The sequence below is a fragment of the Rhodococcus sp. 24CO genome (assembly GCF_050586165.1).
In the GTDB taxonomy this organism is placed as follows: Bacteria; Actinomycetota; Actinomycetes; order Mycobacteriales; family Mycobacteriaceae; genus Rhodococcus_F.
Genome location: NZ_JAZFNF010000007.1, coordinates 200644 through 220144, shown reverse-complemented (window position 1 = coordinate 220144; position 19501 = coordinate 200644). Strand labels below are relative to the sequence as shown.

The window sequence follows — 19501 nt, the reverse complement described above, 5'->3', positions numbered from 1 at the left end:
GCGAGTGAGGAGCGCGAATGAGTGAATTAGGTTTGCCCTCAACCACCGCCCCGATGGTCCCGGCCATCGGGGCGGTGGCCGCCGGTGGGGCACTCGGAGCGCTGACGAGGTACGGGTTGGGCGAGTGGTTTCCCCATATCTGGACTACTCTCGTGATCAATGTCGTGGGGTCGCTGATCCTCGGAGTGCTTGTGGCGCTGCTGATTCACGACAAGATCTGGTACATCTTCCTGGGCACAGGATTCTGCGGTGGCTTCACGACCTTCTCGTCTTTTGCCGTTCAGGCGGTTACCGAAAGTCCGATGCGATCGATTCTTTACGTTCTCGGCACTTTGATTCCGGCGATCTTGGCAGCAGCGTGGGGTAGGGCTCTCGGCGAGCGCTGGATGCGCCGTCGTGAGGGGACGACGGTATGACGGTTCTCCTCGTAGCGATCGGCGGAGGCGCCGGAGCGACGGGCAGGTACCTGCTCGCGAAATACGTCCCGGCATACGGGGGATTTCCGGCAGCAACATTCGTGGCTAACGTCCTGGGTTGCTTTCTCCTCGGATTATTCACCGGCGCAACACTCTCCACCGCTATGGCGGCGCTGTTGGCAACCGGGTTCTGCGGCGGTTTGTCCACGTACTCGACGTTTGCGACCGAAAATGTGGGCATGCTGGACAAGCGTCAGACGGCGATGTCGCTGGTGTACATCATCGCCAGTCTTGCCGTCGGGCTGAGCCTCGCCTGGTTGGGAATTCAGATCACAGGGTAGAGAATGAGCGGCAGTCGTGTCGGCTGTGTGGTCGACCACCGGGCTTAGGGGGATTCGTGGCACACGAACGAGCAGGACAGGTGGCGCAACCACAGGATTTGATCGACGTTCCGCACTTGGTTTCCGCGTATTACACACGCACACCCGATCCCGAGGATCCGATGCAGCAGGTGCTGTTCGGTACGTCGGGACATCGTGGTTCCAGTCTGGACGGCGCGTTCAACGAAGCGCATATCCTGGCAACGACGCAGGCGATCGTGGAGTATCGCGCATCCCAGGGCATTGACGGGCCGTTGTTCATCGGCCGAGACACGCACGCGTTGTCCGAGCCGGCCTGGTTGTCCGCGCTCGAAGTCCTTGTTGCCAATGACGTAGTGGTGCTGGTTGATTCGCGCGACGCCTATACCCCCACGCCCGCTGTGAGTCACGCGATTCTGCGGTACAACTCCACCGCGCCCGAGGCCAAGGCCGACGGAATTGTCGTGACGCCTTCGCACAATCCGCCCCGTGACGGCGGGTTCAAGTACAACCCACCCCACGGTGGCCCCGCCGATACCGATGCCACGTCGGTCATCGCGGACCGTGCCAACCAACTGCTCCGCGACGGTCTTGCCGGCGTCCGGCGCGTCACGACGGAACAGGCGCTGGCAAGGGTCGAGCGGTACGACTTCCTGCGCTACTACGTCGACGACCTGCCGTCGGTGCTCAACCTCGACGCGATTCGTGATGCGGGTATCCGCATCGGCGCAGATCCGCTCGGCGGCGCCAGTGTCGACTACTGGGGAGCCATCGCCGAGACTCATCGACTCGATCTCGAGGTCGTCAATCCTCTGGTCGATCCGACCTGGCGATTCATGACGCTCGACACCGACGGCAAGATCCGCATGGATTGCTCTTCGCCTGACGCGATGGCGTCGTTGATCGGTATTCGGGATCGCTACGACATCGCCACCGGCAACGACGCGGATTCCGATCGGCATGGAATTGTCACCCCAGACGGCGGTTTGATGAACCCCAATCACTATCTGGCCGTTGCCATCGAGTACCTCTTCGCTCACCGCCCACAGTGGGCTGCCGGCACGAAGGTCGGGAAGACACTGGTCAGCTCATCGATGATCGACCGTGTTGTCGACGGGCTGGGGCGGGAACTCCTGGAGGTACCCGTCGGCTTCAAGTGGTTCGTGCCCGGTTTGCTCGACGGTTCGGTCGGGTTCGGCGGCGAGGAAAGTGCGGGAGCGTCCTTCTTGCGTCACGACGGCTCGGTGTGGACGACGGACAAGGACGGCATCATTCTTGCGTTGCTCGCGTCCGAGATCACGGCGGTGACCGGCAAGACGCCGTCGGCGCACTACACAGCGCTGGCAGAGAAGTTCGGCAGCCCCGCCTACGCCCGCATCGATGCGCCCGCGAGTCGCGCGCAGAAGGCGGTACTGGCAAAGCTGTCACCGGAGCAGGTCACCGCAACGGAACTGGCGGGGGAGCCGATTACCGCGGCGCTGACGGCAGCGCCCGGAAACGGCGCCGCGATCGGCGGTTTGAAGGTGACTACCGAGAACGCGTGGTTTGCGGCCAGGCCGTCGGGAACCGAGGACGTGTACAAGATTTACGCCGAGTCGATGAAGGGCGCCGAGCATCTGGCTCAGGTTCAGTCGGCGGCGAAGGACTTGGTGTCTGGTGTCTTGAACGCGAACTAGCGCGCGGCCCGCTCGTGTCGCCCGGCTAGAATCCCGGGCGACATGAAAACTCGCGCAGCCAGGCTGCCACAGGAAATCTGGGTGCTGGTTTCCGCCAGCTTCGTCATCGCTCTCGGATTCGGCATCGTCGCCCCGGCGCTACCGCAGTTCGCCCGCAGCTTCGATGTATCGGTTACGGCCGCCACAGTCGTCATTTCGTCGTTTGCGTTCATGCGCTTGGTCTTTGCGCCGATGAGCGGCACGTTGGTGCAGAAACTCGGCGAGCGCCCGGTGTACATCTTGGGACTGTTGATCGTCGCCTTGTCCACCGGAGCGTGCGCGTTTGCGCAGGAATATTGGCAGCTGCTGCTGTTCCGGTCACTCGGCGGTATCGGTTCCACCATGTTCACCGTGTCGGCGCTTGGTCTGCTTATTCGGATGTCGCCGCCTGATCATCGGGGACGCGTATCCGGTCTGTATGCGACGAGCTTCCTGATGGGCTCGATTACCGGTCCGATATTTGGCGGCGCGTTGCTGCAGTTCGGCCTGCGGATGCCGTTCCTCATCTATGCGGCGACGCTGGTCATTGCTGCCGCTGTGGTTTTCTTCAGTCTGCGCGGTTCACATCTGGCGTCGCCGGACAAGGGCGCGGTTATCGCACCGATGACATTGGCGGAGGGTCTACGTTCGCCGGTCTACCGCGCTGCTCTGGGCTCGAACCTGGCATTCGGTGGAGTCATCTTCGGCGTGCGCGTCGCGATGGTTCCGCTCTTCGTTGTTGAGGCTCTCGGCCGTGAAGACTCGGTGGCCGCCTATGCGCTTGCAGTGTTTGCGGTCGGAAATGCGCTGGTTCTGACCTTCTCGGGTCGGCTCTCGGACAAGTACGGACGCAAACCCTTTGTGCTCGCGGGACTCCTCGTGTGCGGCGCGGGCACGATGGCGATCGGATTCACACACAACTTGGTGGCGTTTTTCCTGATTGCTGCCGTGACGGGCGCGGGCTCCGGTTTGATGAGTCCGTCGCAGCAGGCTGCCGTTGCCGACGTTGTCGGTTCCAAGGCGCGTGGCGGTCCCGTTCTGGCGGTGTTCCAGATGATGTCCGATGTCGGCGGTGTGGTCGCGCCGATCTGCGCGGGCTTGTTGGTGGAGCATTTCTCGTACTCGGCGGCTTTTGCCACGATGGGAGCTGTGGTGATCATTGCGAGCGTGGGTTGGCTGCTGGTACCGGCAAAGGCTGTGGCCGCAAAAACAGTCAGTTCAGAAGTGCCTCTGTAGGCTCGACGCGTGGCTATTCGCATCGTGAGTCTTGTGGCCCGCTTGGGTTTGGCAGCCGTGTGGCTGATTTCGGGTGGCATCAAATTTCTTGATCCCGTTCAGACGAAGATCGCTGTCCGGGCGTATCAGTTGCTGCCCGAGAGCCTTGTCGGCCCCGTGGCGATTGCGATGCCGTTGGTCGAGATCGTTCTCGGGTTGTTGCTGCTCGTCGGGCTTGCCGTGCGAGCGTCGGCCGCGGTGTCGGTGCTCATGCTTGTTGTGCTTATCGGCGTGATCATCTCGGTGTGGGCCCGCGGATTGTCCATCGACTGCGGGTGTTTCGGTGGTGGTGGAGCTGCCGACGTCGACGCGTGGGACTACTTCAGCGAGATCCTGCGCGACATCGGATTCCTGGCATTGGCCCTGTGGTTGTGTTTCTTCCCACGGTCACCGCTCGCATTGGGACAGGGATCACGTACCGCATTCTCAGTTGAAGCACAGTCTTCAATGGCAAGGTGAATACCCGGGCAAGGTAACCCCTCGGTAAAATCGTTTCGACGCACGAAGGACTGCATCAGCGTGAGCGCCAAGAACAACAAGTACAAACCGGAACCGGTGTCGAGTCGGTCCACCTACGTCATCGGTGGAATCGCCGTCCTGGTGATCGCAGCCCTCGTCATCGGCGGTGTCCTGTGGCAGTCGAGCAAGAACGAGGTGCAAAACGACGGCTACGGCTCGGTGCAGAACTCCGAGGTGGTTGTCACCGTGGAGGACAACGGCGTCGTTCTGATCGGAAAACCGGACGCACGTACCACTCTCGACATCTTCGAGGACCCGCTGTGCCCGGCGTGCGCTGCACTCGAGCACTTGAGTGGCCAATCGGTGTCGGCGGCTATCGACACCGGTGACGTGGCTGTTCGCTATCACATGCTCAACTTCCTCAACAGGGCATCGAGCAGCGGTGATTACTCCACCCGCGCCGGCGCCGCATTGCTGTGTGTCGCGCAGGACGGCGACGCGATCGCCTACTCGAATCTGCACACCGCACTCTTCTCGCCGGACAACCAACCGGCAGAAGGCGGCAAGAGCGATTACACCAACGACGATTTGGCTCGAATCGCCGGCGAAGCCGGTGCATCGGATGCAGCTACTGCGTGCATCTCCTCGGGAGCCAACGTGGAGGCCGCTGCGGCCAACGCTACTGCGGCGAGTGAGGCGCTCTCCGCAGCCGGCGGAACGGGCACTCCGACGGTTGTCGCCGACGGTAAGATCGTCAGCACCAAGAACAGCGACTGGGTTTCGCAGTTCACCTCCTGAACGCGTGTGCGGCCGCTCTGAAACCGGGAGCGGCCGCACCGGCTTGACCAGGCGATTTGTTGCTCACCGCGCAAGTGGTGTAACTTTCTTCAAGCAAGCGGCACGCAGAACAGCCGCCTGCAAGATGGAACAGAATACGGGGCTATGGCGCAGCTGGTAGCGCACCACACTGGCAGTGTGGGGGTCAGGGGTTCGAGTCCCCTTAGCTCCACCAAAAGAGCAGGTCAGACAAAATGTCTGACCTGCTCTTTTTTGGTCGTTGTCCTTTTTTGGTCGTTGTCGGCCTTTACCTCAACGCGCGCTCGAGCGCCTCGCCGGTGGCTACGGCGTACGGGGCCCGCAGAATGTCTTCGTGCCTTCCGGCTACATCTTCGAAGGTGATCTGGCCGGTGGCGATGGCCGACCAGTCGTGTGCGTCCTGTCGGTTGTCGTCGCCGCGGATGACCGCAACGGAACCGCGATACGGGCACGGTGCGTACTTGCGCAGGGACGCCAGGCCGCGATGGTAGAAGAGGTACCACTGCATCGACGGGTCGAATTGCATGATGCCCGCAACTTGGTACCGGAGCCAGATACCCAGAACCGACGTTTTCGAGGTGCGGGCTCGGGCATTGAGCACCGGCTCGCCAGAATCCGTTGTGGCTGGCGGCTCAGCGGTGTCAGGCCGCGGCCCGATCATGTTCTCCCGCAACCGAGTGTCCAGAATGACAACCTGTTCGACGATCTCGCCTTCCGCGTGGAGGCGATTCGCGATTTCGAGGGTGACAAACCCGCCGTGGGAGTAGCCGCCGAGCACGTAGGGTCCGTGTGGACGGACCTTCCTGATCTCGCGGATGTATCGGTCGGCCATCTTGGCGACGGTGCGATCGGGGATCCCGCGAGATTCCATTCCGTGTGCTTGCAACGCGTACACAGGTCGATCACCGGACATCGCCTGCACCGTAGCGAGAAAGCTCAGTGCAGGCGCACCGGCTCCGGTGATCAGGAAGAGCGGAGTTCGGGAACCGCTCGTGGCAAGGGGTACAAGCACAGATGCTCGGCCTTCGTCACGCTTCTTGTTTCGCAGCATCGCGTCGACGAGCGCGGCGAGTTCGCGGATGGTGGTGGCGCCGGCGAACTGGGCGGCGCTGACGGTGACCAGTACAGCGGCTCGTAGTGCAGCGAGCATTTCTGCGGCAGCGAGGGAATCTGCGCCGAGGGCAAAGAAGTCGTCGTCGCGGTCGAGTGATTCGATCCCGATGATCTTGGACCAGATGATGGCCACCCGAAATTCGGTAATGGTCTCGAGAGTCGGCGTGGCGGTGGAGGTGGAGGTAGCGACCGGCGCCGGTGCCGGCAGTGCGTTGCGATCGATCTTTCCGCGTTCGTTGCGGGGGATCGAGGTCAGCATCATGATGTGGCGAGGAACCATCCAGCCGGGCAGGCTCAGAGACAACGCGCGTCGAATCTCCGCTGGAGACAGAGCAATTCGCTGTGAATCACTCACGACATACGCGCAGAGCTCTGGGTGGTCGTTCTCGGTTCGAACGATCACGGCCGCATCGACGACGCCGGCCACCGCGCGGATGGCGACGTCGACTTCGGTGGGTTCGACAAGGTATCCGCGAATTTTCACAGCATCGTCGAGTCGGCCTTTGAGTTGCAGTTCGCCGTCGCTGTCGATGCATCCGCGGTCGCCCGTGCGATACAGGCTGACGCCGTCGTCGAGCCGCGTGAATCGTTGCGCAGTCCGCTCCGGGTCGCCGTGATAACCGTCGGCCAAGTCACTGGAAATGACATGGATTTCGCCGATCTCGCCGTCGGGCACTTGGTTGCCCTCGGAATCGACGATCCGGACTTCCTTCCCGTCACGTGCTCGACCGGCGGGGACGATGCCCGCCGGGAACGTGGCTGCGGGAGGAAAGGCGTTGTAGGCGACGACGCCCGTTTCCGTGGTTGCCATCCAGTTGACATAGGTCACGTTCGCGAATCCGCGATCACGGTGACGTTGGTAGTCGCTGCCGTGAACGGCTTCGCCGTAGGTAACGACAACGCGTAGGGAACTCCGGGGTTCGGCGCCGGGTTCGGCGGCATTCTGCTGCGTCCATGCCCGCAGGAACGACGGTGCGCAATGAGCTGTGGTGATCGAGTTTCTACGGAGCCAACTGCCGAGGGTGGAACTGCCGTCGACGCGGGGGTCCCAGGAGTACACGGTGACGCCGTTCATCAAACCCATGATGAGTGCGGTGATACCCGCGCCGAAGCTGACGGGCAGAAGGTTCCCGATGTGATCGTCGGGCCGGAGATCGATGGCGGCGGCGAGTTCGTCCGCCTTGTTCAGGCACATCGAATGGCTGAGCACCACTCCCTTGGGTGCGCCGCTGGTGCCGGAGGTGAATGCGATCATGGCTGGATCGGAGCTCAGTGACTCGAGTGCGTTGCCGAAACGGAACGGAGTGGCAGCGGCGTGTTCGAGGACTGTTGCGATGGAGACCGCTCCCGACGTGGACAGGATGTGCTCGCGCCTGGCTTGCGGCAGCTGCGGGTCGATCATGACGAGTGGCCGACCGGAAATCAGAGTGGCAAGGATGCGGACAACGGCCTCGGCGGTGGGGTCGAGCTCCACAGCTACCGGACAGCGGCCGTGCGGCCCGCGAATATCGAGTTCACGAGCAAGCGCGTCTGCGCGGACTTCGAGATCTGCGAACGTGATCTGATCCCTTGGGGTGACAACGGCGACGGTGTCGTGCTGCATAGAGGTGACGCGGCGCCACCGCGATTCGATTGTTTCGTCGATGACGGCGTACCGCGTCCGTTCGAGCCCTAGATCGACCACGTTCATGTCTGACGCTCCGTTCCAGCTATCAGTTACTTATTAGCAAAGACTACAGAAGGTTTGGTCTTGAGGTCTATAACAAACCAAAAGTAGTTTTTCATACTGACCAATCCACGCGACCGTCCGCTCCGAATGTCAGGCGACAAACCAAACGGAAGGCAACGTCATGAAGTGGTCGGGGAGAAGTGCGATTGCGGTAGCCGGAGCGAGTGTTGGCATGGCGATGATGGCCATGCCGGCGCAGGCCGCTCCGATGTCGGCGGAATTGTGGCAGCCGTTGGCACCCGTCGAAAAACTGGATGTCGAACGCTACGTCGGCGACTGGTACCAGCTAGCGGCTGTGCCGCAGCCCTTCAACCTGATGTGCGCCAAGGACACTCGGGCGCGGTACGAGGTGCTCGATGCGTCGAATGTGAGCGTGCGGAATACGTGCACGACCTGGGCTGGGGACCAGAGCGGCATCGCCGGTAATGCGCGAGTTACCGATACTCAGTCCACCGCGCAGCTCCATGTCAGTTTCCCGGGCGTGCCTTTTCAGGACGGACTGGACGGGCCGCCCAACTACATCGTCACCTACATTGCCGACGACTACTCGTGGGCACTGGTGGGTGACCCGCTTCGAACGTCCGGGTTTGTCCTGTCGCGTTCACCCGCAGTCGATGCTGCGGGGTGGAGTGAGATACGCCGAGTTGCCGAGAGTCGCGGGTACAACGCCTGCACTATCGTGACGTCGCCGACAACCGAAGGCAAGAAGGAGATTCGGCCGCTCTGCACGATCTGACGGCCCGCTAGGATTGCGTGGTGCTTAGGATTTCTCGGTGAAAAAACAGATTCCCGTGATCGTCGTCGCAGGATTTCTGGGTTCGGGAAAGACGACGCTCCTCAATCACCTTCTGCATAACAACAACGGTGTGCGCATCGGGGTGATCGTCAACGACTTCGGTTCGGTCAACATCGATTCGATGATGGTGGCCGGCCAGGTCGACTCGACGCTCTCACTGAGCAACGGGTGCCTGTGCTGCGCAGTTGATGTCTCCGACATGGACGAGATGCTCGACAAGTTGGCGCACAGCCAATCCGAGATCGACGTCATCGTCATCGAAGCCAGCGGACTGGCGGAGCCGCGCAACATGATCAGGTTGGTGCTGGGGAGCGAGAATCCGCGGGTCGTGTATGGCGGGCTTGTTGTTGTTGTCGACGGGGCCAACTTCCGGTCGACCCGTAGTACCCATCCCGAGCTCGATCAGCACGTCGGGTTGGCGAATCTACTCGTCGTGAACAAGATCGACTGCGTCGACTCTGCGGAACGCGAGGGTTTCACGGAGGTGATTCGTGGGCTCAACCCCCGAGCGCCGATTGTGGACACCACCCACTCGCGGGTGGACCCAGCGCTGCTGTTCGATTTCGCTGCTGCCCCGCAGCCGGTACCTGGTCAGCAGATGAGCCTCGACGAACTGCTGCGCGACGATCATCACGACCACATTCACACCCACTACGAGGCAGTCGATTTTGTGTCTGACACGGCGCTCGATGCTCGCGCCGTCACAAAATTTCTCGAGAACCAGCCTGCCGGTGTGTACCGGATCAAGGGGTTCGTGAACTTCGATATCCGCGGTTACACAGGAAAATTCGAAGTACAGACGGTGGGTGATCACGTGCGGATCACACCATTGCGGTGGAAGTCCGGAGAGCCGCGGACTACACAGTTGGTTGTGATCGGCAGCGGCATGGACAGTGCGGTCGTACGGGACACGTTGAGTGAGTGCATACGCGTCGAGGGAGTCGAGTTGCACCCCGATGCGATGCTGGGATTGCATCGCTATACCGTCGGAGCGTGAGTGAATCAGCTGTATCTGTGTACGAAGCGATCCGGCGCCGACGCGACGTGCGGGCAGAGTTTTCCGGTGAGGTTATTCCGGACGATGTGCTGATGCGCATCCTCGACGCGGCCCATCGGGCGCCGAGCGTCGGGAACACACAGCCGTGGGATTTTGTGGTGGTCCGCAATCCGGACACGCTCTCGACATTTGCCGCGCATGTCGCGGAGGCGAGGGTGAATTTTGCGCAGTCACTGCCTGACGATCGGCGCGAGACGTTCGATCCCATCAAGATCGAGGGGATCACGGAAAGTGGTACCGGGATCGTTGTCACCTACGATCCGTCGCGAGGTGGCCCCAACATTCTCGGCCGTCACACGGTCGACGACACCGGCTTGTTCTCTGCAGTTCTCGCAATTCAAAACCTGTGGCTGGCCGCGGTTGCCGAGGACATCGGCATCGGGTGGGTGTCGTTCTACGACGAGGAATATCTCACAGAACTGATGAACATTCCGGCTCCGGTGAGGCCCATCGCCTGGCTGTGTATCGGGAAAGTAACTCAGTTCCAACAGGTTCCGGATCTCGAGCGGTTCGGATGGAAACAGCGCCGGCCATTGGCCGACGCTGTCCATTTCGAAACCTATTGAGTTGTCTGCTCGCGGTTAGCGGGCTGCGGGACGTCCGCCGGTGCGTGCCCGGCCTGCGCCGCCGGACCGCGCGCCACGAGACTGGCCACCCTGGCCACTGCGAGCCTGGCCACCCTGACCGGAACGTGCCTGGCCGCTACGAGCCTGACCGCCCTGACCGGAACGTGCCGGACGAGATCCGCGGCCGCCGCCCTGCGGTGCCACCGGCGCCTTGGGTGCGGGGGTGACATGCGGTGCGATGTCGCCGACAAGCTTCACGACGTGCTCGGAGTTCGCAGTCGATCGAACGGGCGTCACCTTGATAGCTGCCTTGCGCATGAGGATCGCGAGATCCTTGCGCTGCTCGGGCAGGACGACGGTGACTACGTCACCGGCGCTGCCGGCGCGAGCGGTACGTCCACTGCGGTGCAGGTATGCCTTGTGCTCGGCCGGGGGATCGACGTGCACAACCAACTCGACGTCGTCGACGTGAACGCCGCGAGCAGCAACGTCGGTGGCAACCAGAACGCGAGCCTCGCCGGCGGAGAACGCAGCAAGGTTGCGATCGCGGGCAGCCTGCGACAGGTTGCCGTGCAGGTCGACGGACGGAATGCCCGACTCGGTGAGCTGGCGAGCCAACTTACGAGCCTGATGCTTGGTGCGCATGAAGAGTATGCGTCGACCGGTGCCGGACGCCAGCTTCTCGACCAGAGCCTTCTTCGCTTCGACGCCGTCGACGTCGAACACGTGGTGCGTCATCGCGGCGACGGGGGAGTTGGCCTCGTCGACAGAGTGCATGACCTCGTTCTTGAGGAAACGCTTGACGAGCTTGTCGACGCCGTTGTCCAGGGTGGCGGAGAACAGCAGTCGCTGGCCGTCGGCCGGAGTGGACGAGAGAATGCGGGTGACGACGGGCAGGAAGCCGAGGTCGGCCATGTGGTCGGCCTCGTCGAGGACTGTGATCTCGACGGCGTCGAGGCTCACGAACTTCTGCTTCATGAGGTCTTCGAGCCGACCGGGGCACGCGACGACGATGTCGACTCCGGCCTTGAGTGCCTGGACCTGACGATGCTGCGAGACGCCGCCGAAGATGGTGGTGACGCGAAGGTCGTAGGCCGCGGCAAGCGGCTCGAGGGTTGCCGTGATCTGGGTGGCGAGCTCGCGGGTCGGCGCGAGAACCAATCCGAGCGGGCGGCCCGGACGACGCTTACCGCCGGCCAATTCACCCGCGAGACGCGAGACCATGGGGATGGAGAAGGCAAGGGTCTTACCGCTGCCGGTCTTTCCGCGGCCCAGGACGTCGCGCCCCGACAGAGTGTCGGGGAGGGTGTCGATCTGGATCGGGAAGGGGGAGGTGATTCCGCCGTCTTCGAGAGCCTTGACCAGCGGCGGGCGTACACCGAGGGAAGCGAAGGTAGCGGTAGTCGTGGTGACAGTCGAGGTGTCGGACAAGTGTGTTCAGAGCCTTTCGGGGCACTTTGCGTGCCCGGATGCCGACACGGCAAATTAGCCGGTCTGACAATCAAGCACAGTGGTGGCGGCGCTGCCGGTCGGCAGGCTTCTTCGCCGTAAGAAGTGCGGGTGCGTTAAGCACTCTTCGCGAACTGAAGTTGCGTTCTTTCGACGCTGGGTACCCACTTTCGGGCACCTAGTGATGTCGAGTCTACCCGGACGGCTCGGCCTCTCTACAACCCGACCCACTCGGAAACACCGTTGGCGAAGCGCTGACGCTTCCAGATCGGCACTTCGGCCTTGATTCGTTCCACCAGTTCGGCGCACGCCGCAAACGCTTCCGCGCGATGTGGGGCAGCGACCGCGGCAACCAAAGCGTGGTCGCCGATCTCGAGATGCCCGACGCGGTGAATCGCGGCGACGGGTAGGCCGGTAGACGCTGACACTTCCTCGCAGCAAGTGCGCAGAAAACGTTCGGCGTCGGGGTGTGCCTGATACTCGAGGGCTGAAACAGCTTGGCCGCCATCGTGATTGCGCACCGTGCCGGTGAAGACGACAACAGCGCCGTTCTTCGGTCCGGCGACGGCCGCGTCGACAGTGGCGGCTTGAATCGGATGTTCGGAAATTCGTGCGAGCAGTTCACTCATCATGCATTCCTCCGCCTGCAACCTGCGCGAGCAAGTGATCGATGATGGGGTCGAGGACGGCAAGCCCGTCCTTCACGCCGCCCGGAGATCCGGGCAGATTGACGATGACACTGCGCTGTGTGAGTCCTGCCACTCCGCGGCTGAGCGAGGCGTGCGGAGTCTTTTCGAGCCCCTTTGCGCGGATCGCTTCCGCGATCCCCGGTAGTTCGCGGGTGAGAACGGCAAGCGTCGCTTCGGGCGTGGCATCAGTGGGGGAAGCGCCGGTTCCACCGGTGCTGATGATCAAGGCTGGGGAACCGGTTTTGGCGTCCTCGATGCCTGCGGCGATGTCGGCGTCGGCGTAGACGAGTGGGCCGCGCACGTCGAAATCGCGATCCCGGAGCCATTGTTCGATGACCGGGCCGGTTGTGTCGGGGCGGGTCCCAGCGGCGCCGCCGGTGGACGCAACAAGAACCGCTGCGGAGCGCGTGGTGTCGAACGTGTGTGGGGCAGTGTCGGATTCAGATGCGTTCTGATTCTCCCGCGTCCAATGTCCACGTTTCCCACCGTCTTTGGTGAGCAGGCGAATGCCGTTCATGGTGGCGGCCGGGTCGATGGCCTTGACCATGTCGTGCAACGTGAGCCCGGCCACGGCAACCGCCGTCAGGGCCTCCATCTCGACGCCCGTCTGCCCGCGAGTCTTGGCCGTTGCTTCGACGGTGATCGAGGTCTCGGTGAACCCGAACTCCACTTTGACTGACGACAACGCGAGTTGATGACACAGCGGGATGAGCTCGGACGTCTTCTTGGCGCCCGCGATTCCGGCGATTCTTGCCGTCGAGAGGACATCGGCTTTGGGCATGCCGTCGGCCCGGACAAGGCGGATGACCTCCGCAGTGGTGACAAGTTCACCTGCGGCCACCGCAATGCGCGTCGTCTCGGCTTTTGCGCTCACGTCTACCATGCGGGCGCGGCCCTCACCGTCGACGTGTGTCAGTTCGGTCATTGAAAGTCCTTACCGTCCTTTTCAGTTCCAGCGTTTCAGTTCCAGCGTTTTCAATTCCAGGCAGAGAGTGGAATGACGCTTACCGGTGTTCCGGCATCCAGTTCGGTGACGTCGGCGGGAATGTCGAGAAGTACGTCTGCCCAGGCCATCATGGCAACAAGATGGGAGCCGGTGCCGGACACCGGTTCGACGCCCTCGCCGGAGCGTCGCCCGCGGAGAAATTGGCGCTTGCCGGGGATTGATCGCAGCGCGGTGGTCAATGGGCGACGTTCGGATGTGATGGGCGGCAGTCCGGCGGCGCGTCTGATGTTCTCGCGTGCAAACACTTCGAACGACACCATTGTGCTCACCGGGTTTCCGGGGAAGCTCAGTATCGGAACCTCGTTGACTACAGCTGAGCCCTGCGGACCGCCCGGCTGCATCGCGACGTGACCGAACGCAGCACCCAGGGGTTGCAGCGTTTCCTTCACGACCTCGAAGTCGCCCATGGACACACCGCCGGAGGTGAAGACTAGGTCTGCGACAGATGTTGCGTACGAGAGTAATTCGCGGAACACATCCGGATCGTCGGTGCTGCGGGCGATGGATACGACGTCGGCCCCGTTGGCGCGCGCCAAGCTCGCCAGAGCGGGCCCGTTGGAATCGTAGATCTCGCCGGGTTTGAGTTGTGTTCCCGCGCTTTTCAATTCGGCGCCAGTAGTGATAACGGCAACCCGTGGCGGTGTGTATGTGATGACAGTTGCTGCGCCAACGGCCGCGAGTGCCGCGATGTGCCGCGGTTCCAGGCGAGTGCCTTCTCGAACCAGGAGCATGCCCGCCGTGATGTCGCTTCCGCGTTCACGGACGAACTCTCCGGCGGCGCGTCCACGGTTGATCGTGACGGCGTGCTTCGAGGCGCCGGTGGTGTCCTCGACCGGGATGACCGTGTCTGCGCCTTCGGGCATGGGCGCGCCGGTCATGATCCGAAATGCCGAGCCCGCGAGATGTTTCGGGGGAGTGCCACTGCCCGCTGCGAGAACTCCTCGCACAGCGAGCGTGACGGGCGCGTTGCGCACGGACTCGGCGTCGACGGCGTAGCCGTCCATTTGCGAATTGCGGAACAGCGGCAGATCGACAGGGGAGGTGACGTCCGCCGAGACTATCGACCCCAGCGCCTCGGTGAGGGGCAGGGCGGTGGGTGCCAGAGTGTGCAACGCGGCCAGTAATCCGGATACGTGCGCTTGATGGTCTTCGACTGAACGTGCGCTCACAGCGATAGCCTCGACATGGTCCGATTCTAGATGGTCTGGTTCGAGGCGGAGTGATACGAGTGACACTTCCCGCTGCCCGCTGCGCCATACTGGAGTGATGTGGAACTTGGTGCAGCGATGACTCCGGTAGTGGTGGGTATCCCCACTGTCCGTAGCAACTCTGTCCGTAGCAACTCTGTCGGTGGCGATCCTGCGTCGATGACCGGCAGGCCTGATACCGACGTGTTGATCGACAAGTTCGGACGAGTCGCCCGTGACTTGCGGATCTCGATCACCGAAAAGTGTTCGCTGCGTTGTACTTATTGCATGCCAGAGGAAGGCCTGCCGGTCATTCCCGCTGAAGATCTGTTGTCCACCGAAGAGATTGTTCGCGTTGTAGGTATCGGAGTCGACCGTCTCGGCATTCGAGAAGTTCGTTTTACCGGCGGCGAACCGTTGATGCGCAAAGATCTCGAGAAGATTATCTCCGGTTGCGCTGAGCGTGTTCCCGGTATTCCTTTGGCTATGACTACTAATGCTGTCGGATTGGAACACCGCGCGCAGCAATTGGCGTCAGCCGGATTGACTCGCGTCAATGTCTCTTTGGATTCAGTGGATCGCGCGCATTTTGCAGAACTGACGCGCCGCGACAGACTGCCGTCGGTGTTAGCGGGAATTCATGCTGCGGCGCGAGCAGGTCTGGCTCCACTGAAAGTGAACGCTGTTCTGATGCGTGAGACGTTGAGCGGGGCGGCGGAACTTCTCCAATGGTGCGTGGACGCCGGCGTGGAATTGCGATTCATCGAGCAGATGCCACTCGACGCCGATCACACGTGGGCGCGAGAGAACATGGTGACCGCCGAGGAACTTCTCACGGTATTGAGTCCACGATTCACTTTGACCGCGATCGGCCGTGAAGACCCCAGTGCGCCGGCCGAGGAATGGAATATCGACGGCGGTCCGGCGACGGTGGGAATTATCGCTTCGGTGACCCGGTCTTTCTGCGCTGACTGCGATCGGACGCGCATGACAGCCGAGGGGACTGTTCGGTCATGCCTGTTCAGTGATCGTGAAGTGGACCTGCGAGCAGCACTGCGTTCGGGCGCCGGCGACGATGAGATCGCTGATCTGTGGCGGGGCGCGATGTGGAACAAGTGGGCAGGTCATGGAATCGCGGCAGCAGACTTTGTGCCGCCGGAGAGAAGCATGGGTGCAATCGGTGGCTGATTCGGAATCGATGTCGGTTCGGTACTTTGCTGCGGCAGCAGATGCTTCCGGGTGTCGTAGCGAGACCCTGGCTCTGCCGCGTTCAAGCACGCTCGCTGATCTTGTTGCTGTTCTGTCCGACAAATACGGCTCCGACATGAAGCGCGTTTTGTCTGTTTCTGCGTTTCTCGTCGGTGAGGAATTGACGCGTGATACCGGTCGTGTCGCAGGGCCTGCGGTAGACATTTTGCCGCCTTTTGCAGGCGGCTAGAGCTGTCGATCAAAAATAATCGTCAAAATTCTTTTACGGTTTACTTTCGCTGACAGGTACCGACCTCAATGATGAGATCGGATGTCCTAAGAGGCGGGGCATGACGTATCGATCCGATTCGCGATCCATCTTCGTTGTGCTGGTCAGCGCAGTTAGTCGCGATGTTTGGCTGACGTTTGATCGTCATTCTGATTAGTCGGAATTGTCTGGCTCAACTCATACTTTTGGGGGATGTAACATTTTCGGTATTCAGGTAGATGAGTCATTCACATGAATGACAAGGTATTTTCCGAGTCAGAATTTTCGCCAAATTCATGTGTTACCTTTTGTCGTAATTCCCCCCGTGCATGGTGAAAGGTACTTACATGTCCCGCAATTCCACACGTCGTCTCGGTTTCGCTTTTGCTCTCGTCGGCGCAGCAGCGCTGACCGCTCCGGCACTTGCCGGAGCGACCACCGGCTCACTCGGTTCTTCCGACGCTCCGGCTGCCGGATTCACGTGCTCGGCACTATCGACCGAGACAACCCCTAACGGCTGGGGCATTCCGTTCGACGACGAGAAGAATCAGCTTGCCTTCTACTCGGATACCAAGGTTCTCGATGACGATGGTTCGCTGAAGCTGGATATCGTCAAGGCCTCTCCCGACAACCGTTCGGCGTGGTACCACTCTGCCGGTTCGATCCCGCTCGCTGACGCCGTCAAGAACGAGATCGGTTTTGCGGAGAAGGCTCCCACCTCGCAGGCTTCGTTCCAGTTGCGTCTGACCGGCACCACCAACGCTGCTGCGGGCGAGAACGGCTTCGCGACGCTGTACTGGGTAGCAAACGGAAACGAGTCCGTTGACACCACCACCGGCGGCACGCACACCAACATCCAGAACGGCAAGTGGATCAGTACCCGCGACATCGTGGGTGCTCCCAGGAACGTGCCGTCCGATCTCGACGACATCATCGCAGGCAACCCGGGTGCCACGATTGAGCACTATGGCGTGAGCGTCGGACGCGGGGAAATCGGCACCTCCACTCACGTCGACGCTGTGAAGTTCAATGGCTGCACCACGAACTTCGCGCTGAAGGACGAGCCTGCCAGCCCGTTCGGCAGCCTGGGCAACATCTTCGGCAGCCTCTCGGCCAGCTGATAACAGCAGAACGAAGCACGGCGCCCACCTTCCTCTCGGAAGGTGGGCGCCGTGCATCTATAGGAATTGGGGGCTAACGCCACCAGGTGTCGAGCGGCGTGACCGGAACGGCCCGCTTGTGACGGGTGTTCAGGTACATCTTTTCGAGTTTGTCGGATACCTCCGTGGAGACGTCCTTGCCTTCGAGGTAGTCGTCGATCTGGGCGTAGGTGAGTCCAAGCGCCACCTCGTCGGGGAGGGCGGGGCGGTCGTCCTCGAGGTCTGCGGTGGGCACCTTGCGCCACGTGCTCTCGGGCGCGCCCAGTTCCTGCAACAGTGCGGCGCCCTGCCTCTTGCTCAGACCGGTCAGCGGTGTGATGTCGACTCCGCCGTCGCCGAATTTGGTGAAGAAACCGGTGATGGCCTCGGCAGCGTGATCGGTGCCGATCACGATGTACCCCAACTGACCGGCGATGGCGTACTGGATCATCATGCGCTCACGAGCTTTGATGTTGCCGCGCACGAAGTCTCGCAGTTCACCGTCGCCAAGGGCCTCGGATGCTTCCCGGGCTGTGGCGTCGGCTCCTGGCTTGACGTTGACGGTCAGGCTGCGGTCGGGCTTGATGAAACCGAGCGCGATCTGCGCGTCGGACTCGTCGGCCTGCTCGCCGTACGGCAACCGAACGGCAACGAACTCGGCGTCCTGGCCCTCCTCGCGCAGTTCTGTCACCGCGCGCTGAGCGAGCGCACCGGTCAGTGTGCTGTCTTGCCCGCCGCTGATGCCCAGCACGTATCCCTTGGCAGGAGTGGACAGCAGATAGTCCTTCAGGAACTGAACCCGGGTGCGGACTTCGGCCGCCGGCTCGATGGACGGCTTCGCGCCCAGTTCGTCGATGATGCTCTCGCGCAATGTGGCCATGAGGGAACTTTAGCGACCGGTATCGTCTCGCGCATGAGTGCGAAGAAAGTTCTGGTGGTCAGCGCAACCAAGGCGGAAGCGGCGTACGTTCCGCAGGAGTTCGAGTTGGTGATCGCCGGTATCGGAAAGGTCAGTGCAGCAACGGCAGTCGCGTCGGCGCTGGCACGGTTTCTTCCCGGCGAGTTGCCGTTGGTCGTCAATATCGGCACCGCAGGCGCCCTACACGTGCATCACGGCGGGCTGTTCGTGCCGGGTGTCGTGATCAATCACGACATCAGCAGTGCGGCGATCAGATCGTTCGGCCACGAGGTTGTGGATCGCCTGGTCCTGGCTGAGGGCGACGATTCGGTGCTGGCCACCGGCGATGCGTTTGTCTCCGACGCCGCCGTCCGGGATGCGCTCGCGCAGCGGGCCGATCTGGTGGACATGGAAGGTTTTGCGATTGCCTACGCGGCGCAGGCCGCCGGTGCTCGGTGCCGGTTGGTCAAGCATGTGAGCGATCACGCTGACGATTCGGCTTTGGACTGGCCGGCCCAAATCGATGCCAGCGCCCGCGAATTGGGGCGCTGGCTGACCGAGAACGTCTGAGTCGGACTAGTTCGATCAAGCCTGGGCGGTCAGGATCAAGCCGTTGCCGTCGGGCTTGCGAAGCGTCATGGTTGCGGCGTCGACGGCGACGGTGACCTCACCGTCGAGCACTGTCAGGACGTGCCGTTCGATGTCGGCAACTTCTGCTTCGCACGCCATCCTCGTGGTGCCCAGCGGGGCGAAGGTGATGGTGGTGTCGGTGACCGTTGCCGAGCCCATCATGCGGTTGCATCCGGTGCTGCCGGTGACCGATCCGTCGGCGGCGATCGTGAGTTCCGGCGCCGAGGTTTCGAGTGCCAGACTCGACGTGACGGCATCGGGAGTGATGAGCGACGTCACGGTCCAGGCAGTGCCCTGGACAGGACGGTCCGGGTCGACGACCTTCTTGTCGGCCAGCGTGACGGTGATGGTGTCGGTGGTGAGGGTGAGTGTGTCACCGGACAGCGTCCAGGACGGTTGCGCGCTCAGGAGTGTTGTCACCCAGGCGTCGGATTCCATGACGGTGGGCTCACACGCCCTCATGGTGGAGGCCATCGTGTCGGTGCCGATCTTGCCGCCCGTGAATTCGACTGCGCCGCTCGCTGTATTGCAGCCGGCAGTCGCTGCCACCAGGCCGGGCGTCGTGAAGTCGAGGGACAGCGGGCCGCCGCCGGGAATCGCGCTTCCGTCCACCTGGGTGGAGATGAATACCCGCCCCGCGGGATCGGCGACCGAGTCCGGAGTTTCCGAGTTGCTGGAACAGCCGCTGACGGCTGCGATGGCGAGGATGCCGAGGACGGCGGCTGCGATGCGCATTTGCTCAGACTAGGCGCTGGAATGTGTTCGAG

The 19501-nt window shown here is 62.1% G+C and carries 20 protein-coding genes and 1 tRNA gene; 14 read left to right on the top strand and 7 right to left on the bottom strand.

Translation table 11 applies throughout. From position 1 onward, the window contains the following. Positions 1-17 precede the first annotated feature (17 nt). The 7 genes from V2B23_RS18810 to V2B23_RS18780 all read left to right on the top strand — a co-directional run bounded on the left by V2B23_RS18810 (position 18) and on the right by V2B23_RS18780 (position 5215). Positions 18-416: a fluoride efflux transporter FluC gene (locus tag V2B23_RS18810; protein ID WP_430951737.1), complete on the top strand. Its 399-nt coding sequence runs from the start codon at positions 18-20 to the stop codon at positions 414-416. Beyond that, positions 413-757, top strand: coding sequence for a fluoride efflux transporter CrcB (gene crcB, locus V2B23_RS18805; protein WP_430951736.1), 345 nt, complete (start codon positions 413-415; stop codon positions 755-757). Before V2B23_RS18810 ends, crcB begins: the two co-directional genes overlap by 4 nt. Positions 758-813: 56 nt before the next feature. Beyond that, on the top strand, positions 814-2451 hold the full coding sequence (gene pgm / locus V2B23_RS18800; protein ID WP_430951735.1) for a phosphoglucomutase (alpha-D-glucose-1,6-bisphosphate-dependent): 1638 nt from the start codon (positions 814-816) through the stop codon (positions 2449-2451). A gap of 42 nt (positions 2452-2493) precedes the next feature. After that, a complete protein-coding gene (locus tag V2B23_RS18795) occupies positions 2494-3705 on the top strand; it encodes an MFS transporter (RefSeq protein ID WP_430951734.1) in 1212 nt (403 codons plus the stop codon). A 9-nt stretch (positions 3706-3714) separates the two neighbouring features. After that, a complete protein-coding gene (locus V2B23_RS18790; RefSeq protein WP_430951733.1) occupies positions 3715-4203 on the top strand; it encodes a MauE/DoxX family redox-associated membrane protein in 489 nt (162 codons plus the stop codon). A gap of 60 nt (positions 4204-4263) precedes the next feature. Further along, entirely contained in the window at positions 4264-5001 is a 738-nt protein-coding gene (locus V2B23_RS18785; protein WP_430951732.1) for a DsbA family protein, read from the top strand. A 138-nt stretch (positions 5002-5139) separates the two neighbouring features. Continuing rightward, positions 5140-5215, top strand: a tRNA-Ala gene (locus tag V2B23_RS18780). A 72-nt stretch (positions 5216-5287) separates the two neighbouring features. Here the strand turns inward: V2B23_RS18780 and V2B23_RS18775 are convergent. Continuing rightward, positions 5288-7822, bottom strand: a complete 2535-nt coding sequence (locus tag V2B23_RS18775; protein WP_430951731.1) for an alpha/beta fold hydrolase — start codon at positions 7820-7822, stop codon at positions 5288-5290. A 160-nt stretch (positions 7823-7982) separates the two neighbouring features. On the opposite strand from V2B23_RS18775, the gene V2B23_RS18770 reads away from it, so the two are divergent. The 3 genes from V2B23_RS18770 to bluB are packed head-to-tail and all read left to right on the top strand — an operon-like array spanning position 7983 to position 10280. Further along, positions 7983-8597 (top strand): lipocalin family protein, encoded by a 615-nt coding sequence (locus V2B23_RS18770; RefSeq protein ID WP_430951730.1) that lies wholly within the window; start codon positions 7983-7985, stop codon positions 8595-8597. A gap of 37 nt (positions 8598-8634) precedes the next feature. Beyond that, the gene (locus V2B23_RS18765; protein WP_430951729.1) at positions 8635-9654 is read left to right on the top strand and encodes a CobW family GTP-binding protein; all 1020 of its coding nucleotides are present in this window, start codon (positions 8635-8637) and stop codon (positions 9652-9654) included. Next, positions 9651-10280 carry a 5,6-dimethylbenzimidazole synthase gene (bluB, locus tag V2B23_RS18760; RefSeq protein ID WP_033231112.1) on the top strand — a complete coding sequence of 210 codons (630 nt, stop codon included), beginning with the start codon at positions 9651-9653 and terminating at the stop codon, positions 10278-10280. The genes V2B23_RS18765 and bluB overlap by 4 nt, the downstream gene beginning before the upstream one ends. Before the next feature lie 15 nt (positions 10281-10295). Here the strand turns inward: bluB and V2B23_RS18755 are convergent, their stop codons facing one another. The 4 genes from V2B23_RS18755 to V2B23_RS18740 form a co-directional block, all read right to left on the bottom strand. Then, complete coding sequence (locus V2B23_RS18755) at positions 10296-11711, bottom strand: DEAD/DEAH box helicase (RefSeq protein ID WP_430951728.1); 1416 nt, start codon at positions 11709-11711, stop codon at positions 10296-10298. Between the two features lie 233 nt (positions 11712-11944). Further along, on the bottom strand, positions 11945-12358 hold the full coding sequence (locus V2B23_RS18750; RefSeq protein WP_430951727.1) for a molybdenum cofactor biosynthesis protein MoaE: 414 nt from the start codon (positions 12356-12358) through the stop codon (positions 11945-11947). Continuing rightward, positions 12351-13343, bottom strand: a complete 993-nt coding sequence (gene moaCB / locus V2B23_RS18745) for a bifunctional molybdenum cofactor biosynthesis protein MoaC/MoaB (RefSeq protein WP_430951726.1) — start codon at positions 13341-13343, stop codon at positions 12351-12353. Before moaCB ends, V2B23_RS18750 begins: the two co-directional genes overlap by 8 nt. A 50-nt stretch (positions 13344-13393) precedes the next feature. After that, the gene (locus V2B23_RS18740; RefSeq protein WP_430951725.1) at positions 13394-14593 is read right to left on the bottom strand and encodes a molybdopterin molybdotransferase MoeA; all 1200 of its coding nucleotides are present in this window, start codon (positions 14591-14593) and stop codon (positions 13394-13396) included. A gap of 117 nt (positions 14594-14710) precedes the next feature. Here V2B23_RS18740 and moaA point away from each other — a divergent pair, with 117 nt between their 5' ends. The 3 genes from moaA (at position 14711) to V2B23_RS18725 (ending at position 17188) form a co-directional block, all read left to right on the top strand. Continuing rightward, positions 14711-15799, top strand: a complete 1089-nt coding sequence (moaA, locus tag V2B23_RS18735; RefSeq protein ID WP_430951960.1) for a GTP 3',8-cyclase MoaA — start codon at positions 14711-14713, stop codon at positions 15797-15799. Then, on the top strand, positions 15792-16049 hold the full coding sequence (locus V2B23_RS18730; protein ID WP_430951724.1) for a MoaD/ThiS family protein: 258 nt from the start codon (positions 15792-15794) through the stop codon (positions 16047-16049). Before moaA ends, V2B23_RS18730 begins: the two co-directional genes overlap by 8 nt. A 365-nt stretch (positions 16050-16414) precedes the next feature. After that, complete coding sequence (locus V2B23_RS18725; RefSeq protein ID WP_430951723.1) at positions 16415-17188, top strand: hypothetical protein; 774 nt, start codon at positions 16415-16417, stop codon at positions 17186-17188. A gap of 73 nt (positions 17189-17261) precedes the next feature. Here V2B23_RS18725 and nadE read toward each other — a convergent pair whose 3' ends face one another. Next, a complete protein-coding gene (gene nadE / locus V2B23_RS18720) occupies positions 17262-18086 on the bottom strand; it encodes an ammonia-dependent NAD(+) synthetase (RefSeq protein WP_430951722.1) in 825 nt (274 codons plus the stop codon). Positions 18087-18119: 33 nt separating this feature from the next. Here nadE and V2B23_RS18715 point away from each other — a divergent pair, with 33 nt between their 5' ends. After that, on the top strand, positions 18120-18674 hold the full coding sequence (locus V2B23_RS18715; protein ID WP_430951721.1) for a nucleosidase: 555 nt from the start codon (positions 18120-18122) through the stop codon (positions 18672-18674). 15 nt (positions 18675-18689) lie between these two features. On the opposite strand, the gene V2B23_RS18710 is transcribed toward V2B23_RS18715, so the two are convergent. Continuing rightward, the gene (locus tag V2B23_RS18710; protein ID WP_430951720.1) at positions 18690-19469 is read right to left on the bottom strand and encodes an META domain-containing protein; all 780 of its coding nucleotides are present in this window, start codon (positions 19467-19469) and stop codon (positions 18690-18692) included. Positions 19470-19501: the final 32 nt, after the last annotated feature.

What these genes read in the sequence shown, in the direction of transcription:
- nadE (WP_430951722.1), bottom strand. Translation starts at nt 18,086, where the DNA reads ATGGCCACATTGCGCGAGAGCATCATCGACGAACTGGGCGCGAAGCCG.
- moaA (WP_430951960.1), top strand. Translation starts at nt 14,711, where the DNA reads ATGACTCCGGTAGTGGTGGGTATCCCCACTGTCCGTAGCAACTCTGTC.
- V2B23_RS18810 (WP_430951737.1), top strand. Translation starts at nt 18, where the DNA reads ATGAGTGAATTAGGTTTGCCCTCAACCACCGCCCCGATGGTCCCGGCC.
- V2B23_RS18725 (WP_430951723.1), top strand. Translation starts at nt 16,415, where the DNA reads ATGTCCCGCAATTCCACACGTCGTCTCGGTTTCGCTTTTGCTCTCGTC.
- V2B23_RS18710 (WP_430951720.1), bottom strand. Translation starts at nt 19,469, where the DNA reads ATGCGCATCGCAGCCGCCGTCCTCGGCATCCTCGCCATCGCAGCCGTC.
- V2B23_RS18775 (WP_430951731.1), bottom strand. Translation starts at nt 7,822, where the DNA reads ATGAACGTGGTCGATCTAGGGCTCGAACGGACGCGGTACGCCGTCATC.
- V2B23_RS18770 (WP_430951730.1), top strand. Translation starts at nt 7,983, where the DNA reads ATGAAGTGGTCGGGGAGAAGTGCGATTGCGGTAGCCGGAGCGAGTGTT.
- V2B23_RS18795 (WP_430951734.1), top strand. Translation starts at nt 2,494, where the DNA reads ATGAAAACTCGCGCAGCCAGGCTGCCACAGGAAATCTGGGTGCTGGTT.
- V2B23_RS18715 (WP_430951721.1), top strand. Translation starts at nt 18,120, where the DNA reads ATGAGTGCGAAGAAAGTTCTGGTGGTCAGCGCAACCAAGGCGGAAGCG.
- moaCB (WP_430951726.1), bottom strand. Translation starts at nt 13,343, where the DNA reads ATGACCGAACTGACACACGTCGACGGTGAGGGCCGCGCCCGCATGGTA.
- V2B23_RS18750 (WP_430951727.1), bottom strand. Translation starts at nt 12,358, where the DNA reads ATGAGTGAACTGCTCGCACGAATTTCCGAACATCCGATTCAAGCCGCC.
- crcB (WP_430951736.1), top strand. Translation starts at nt 413, where the DNA reads ATGACGGTTCTCCTCGTAGCGATCGGCGGAGGCGCCGGAGCGACGGGC.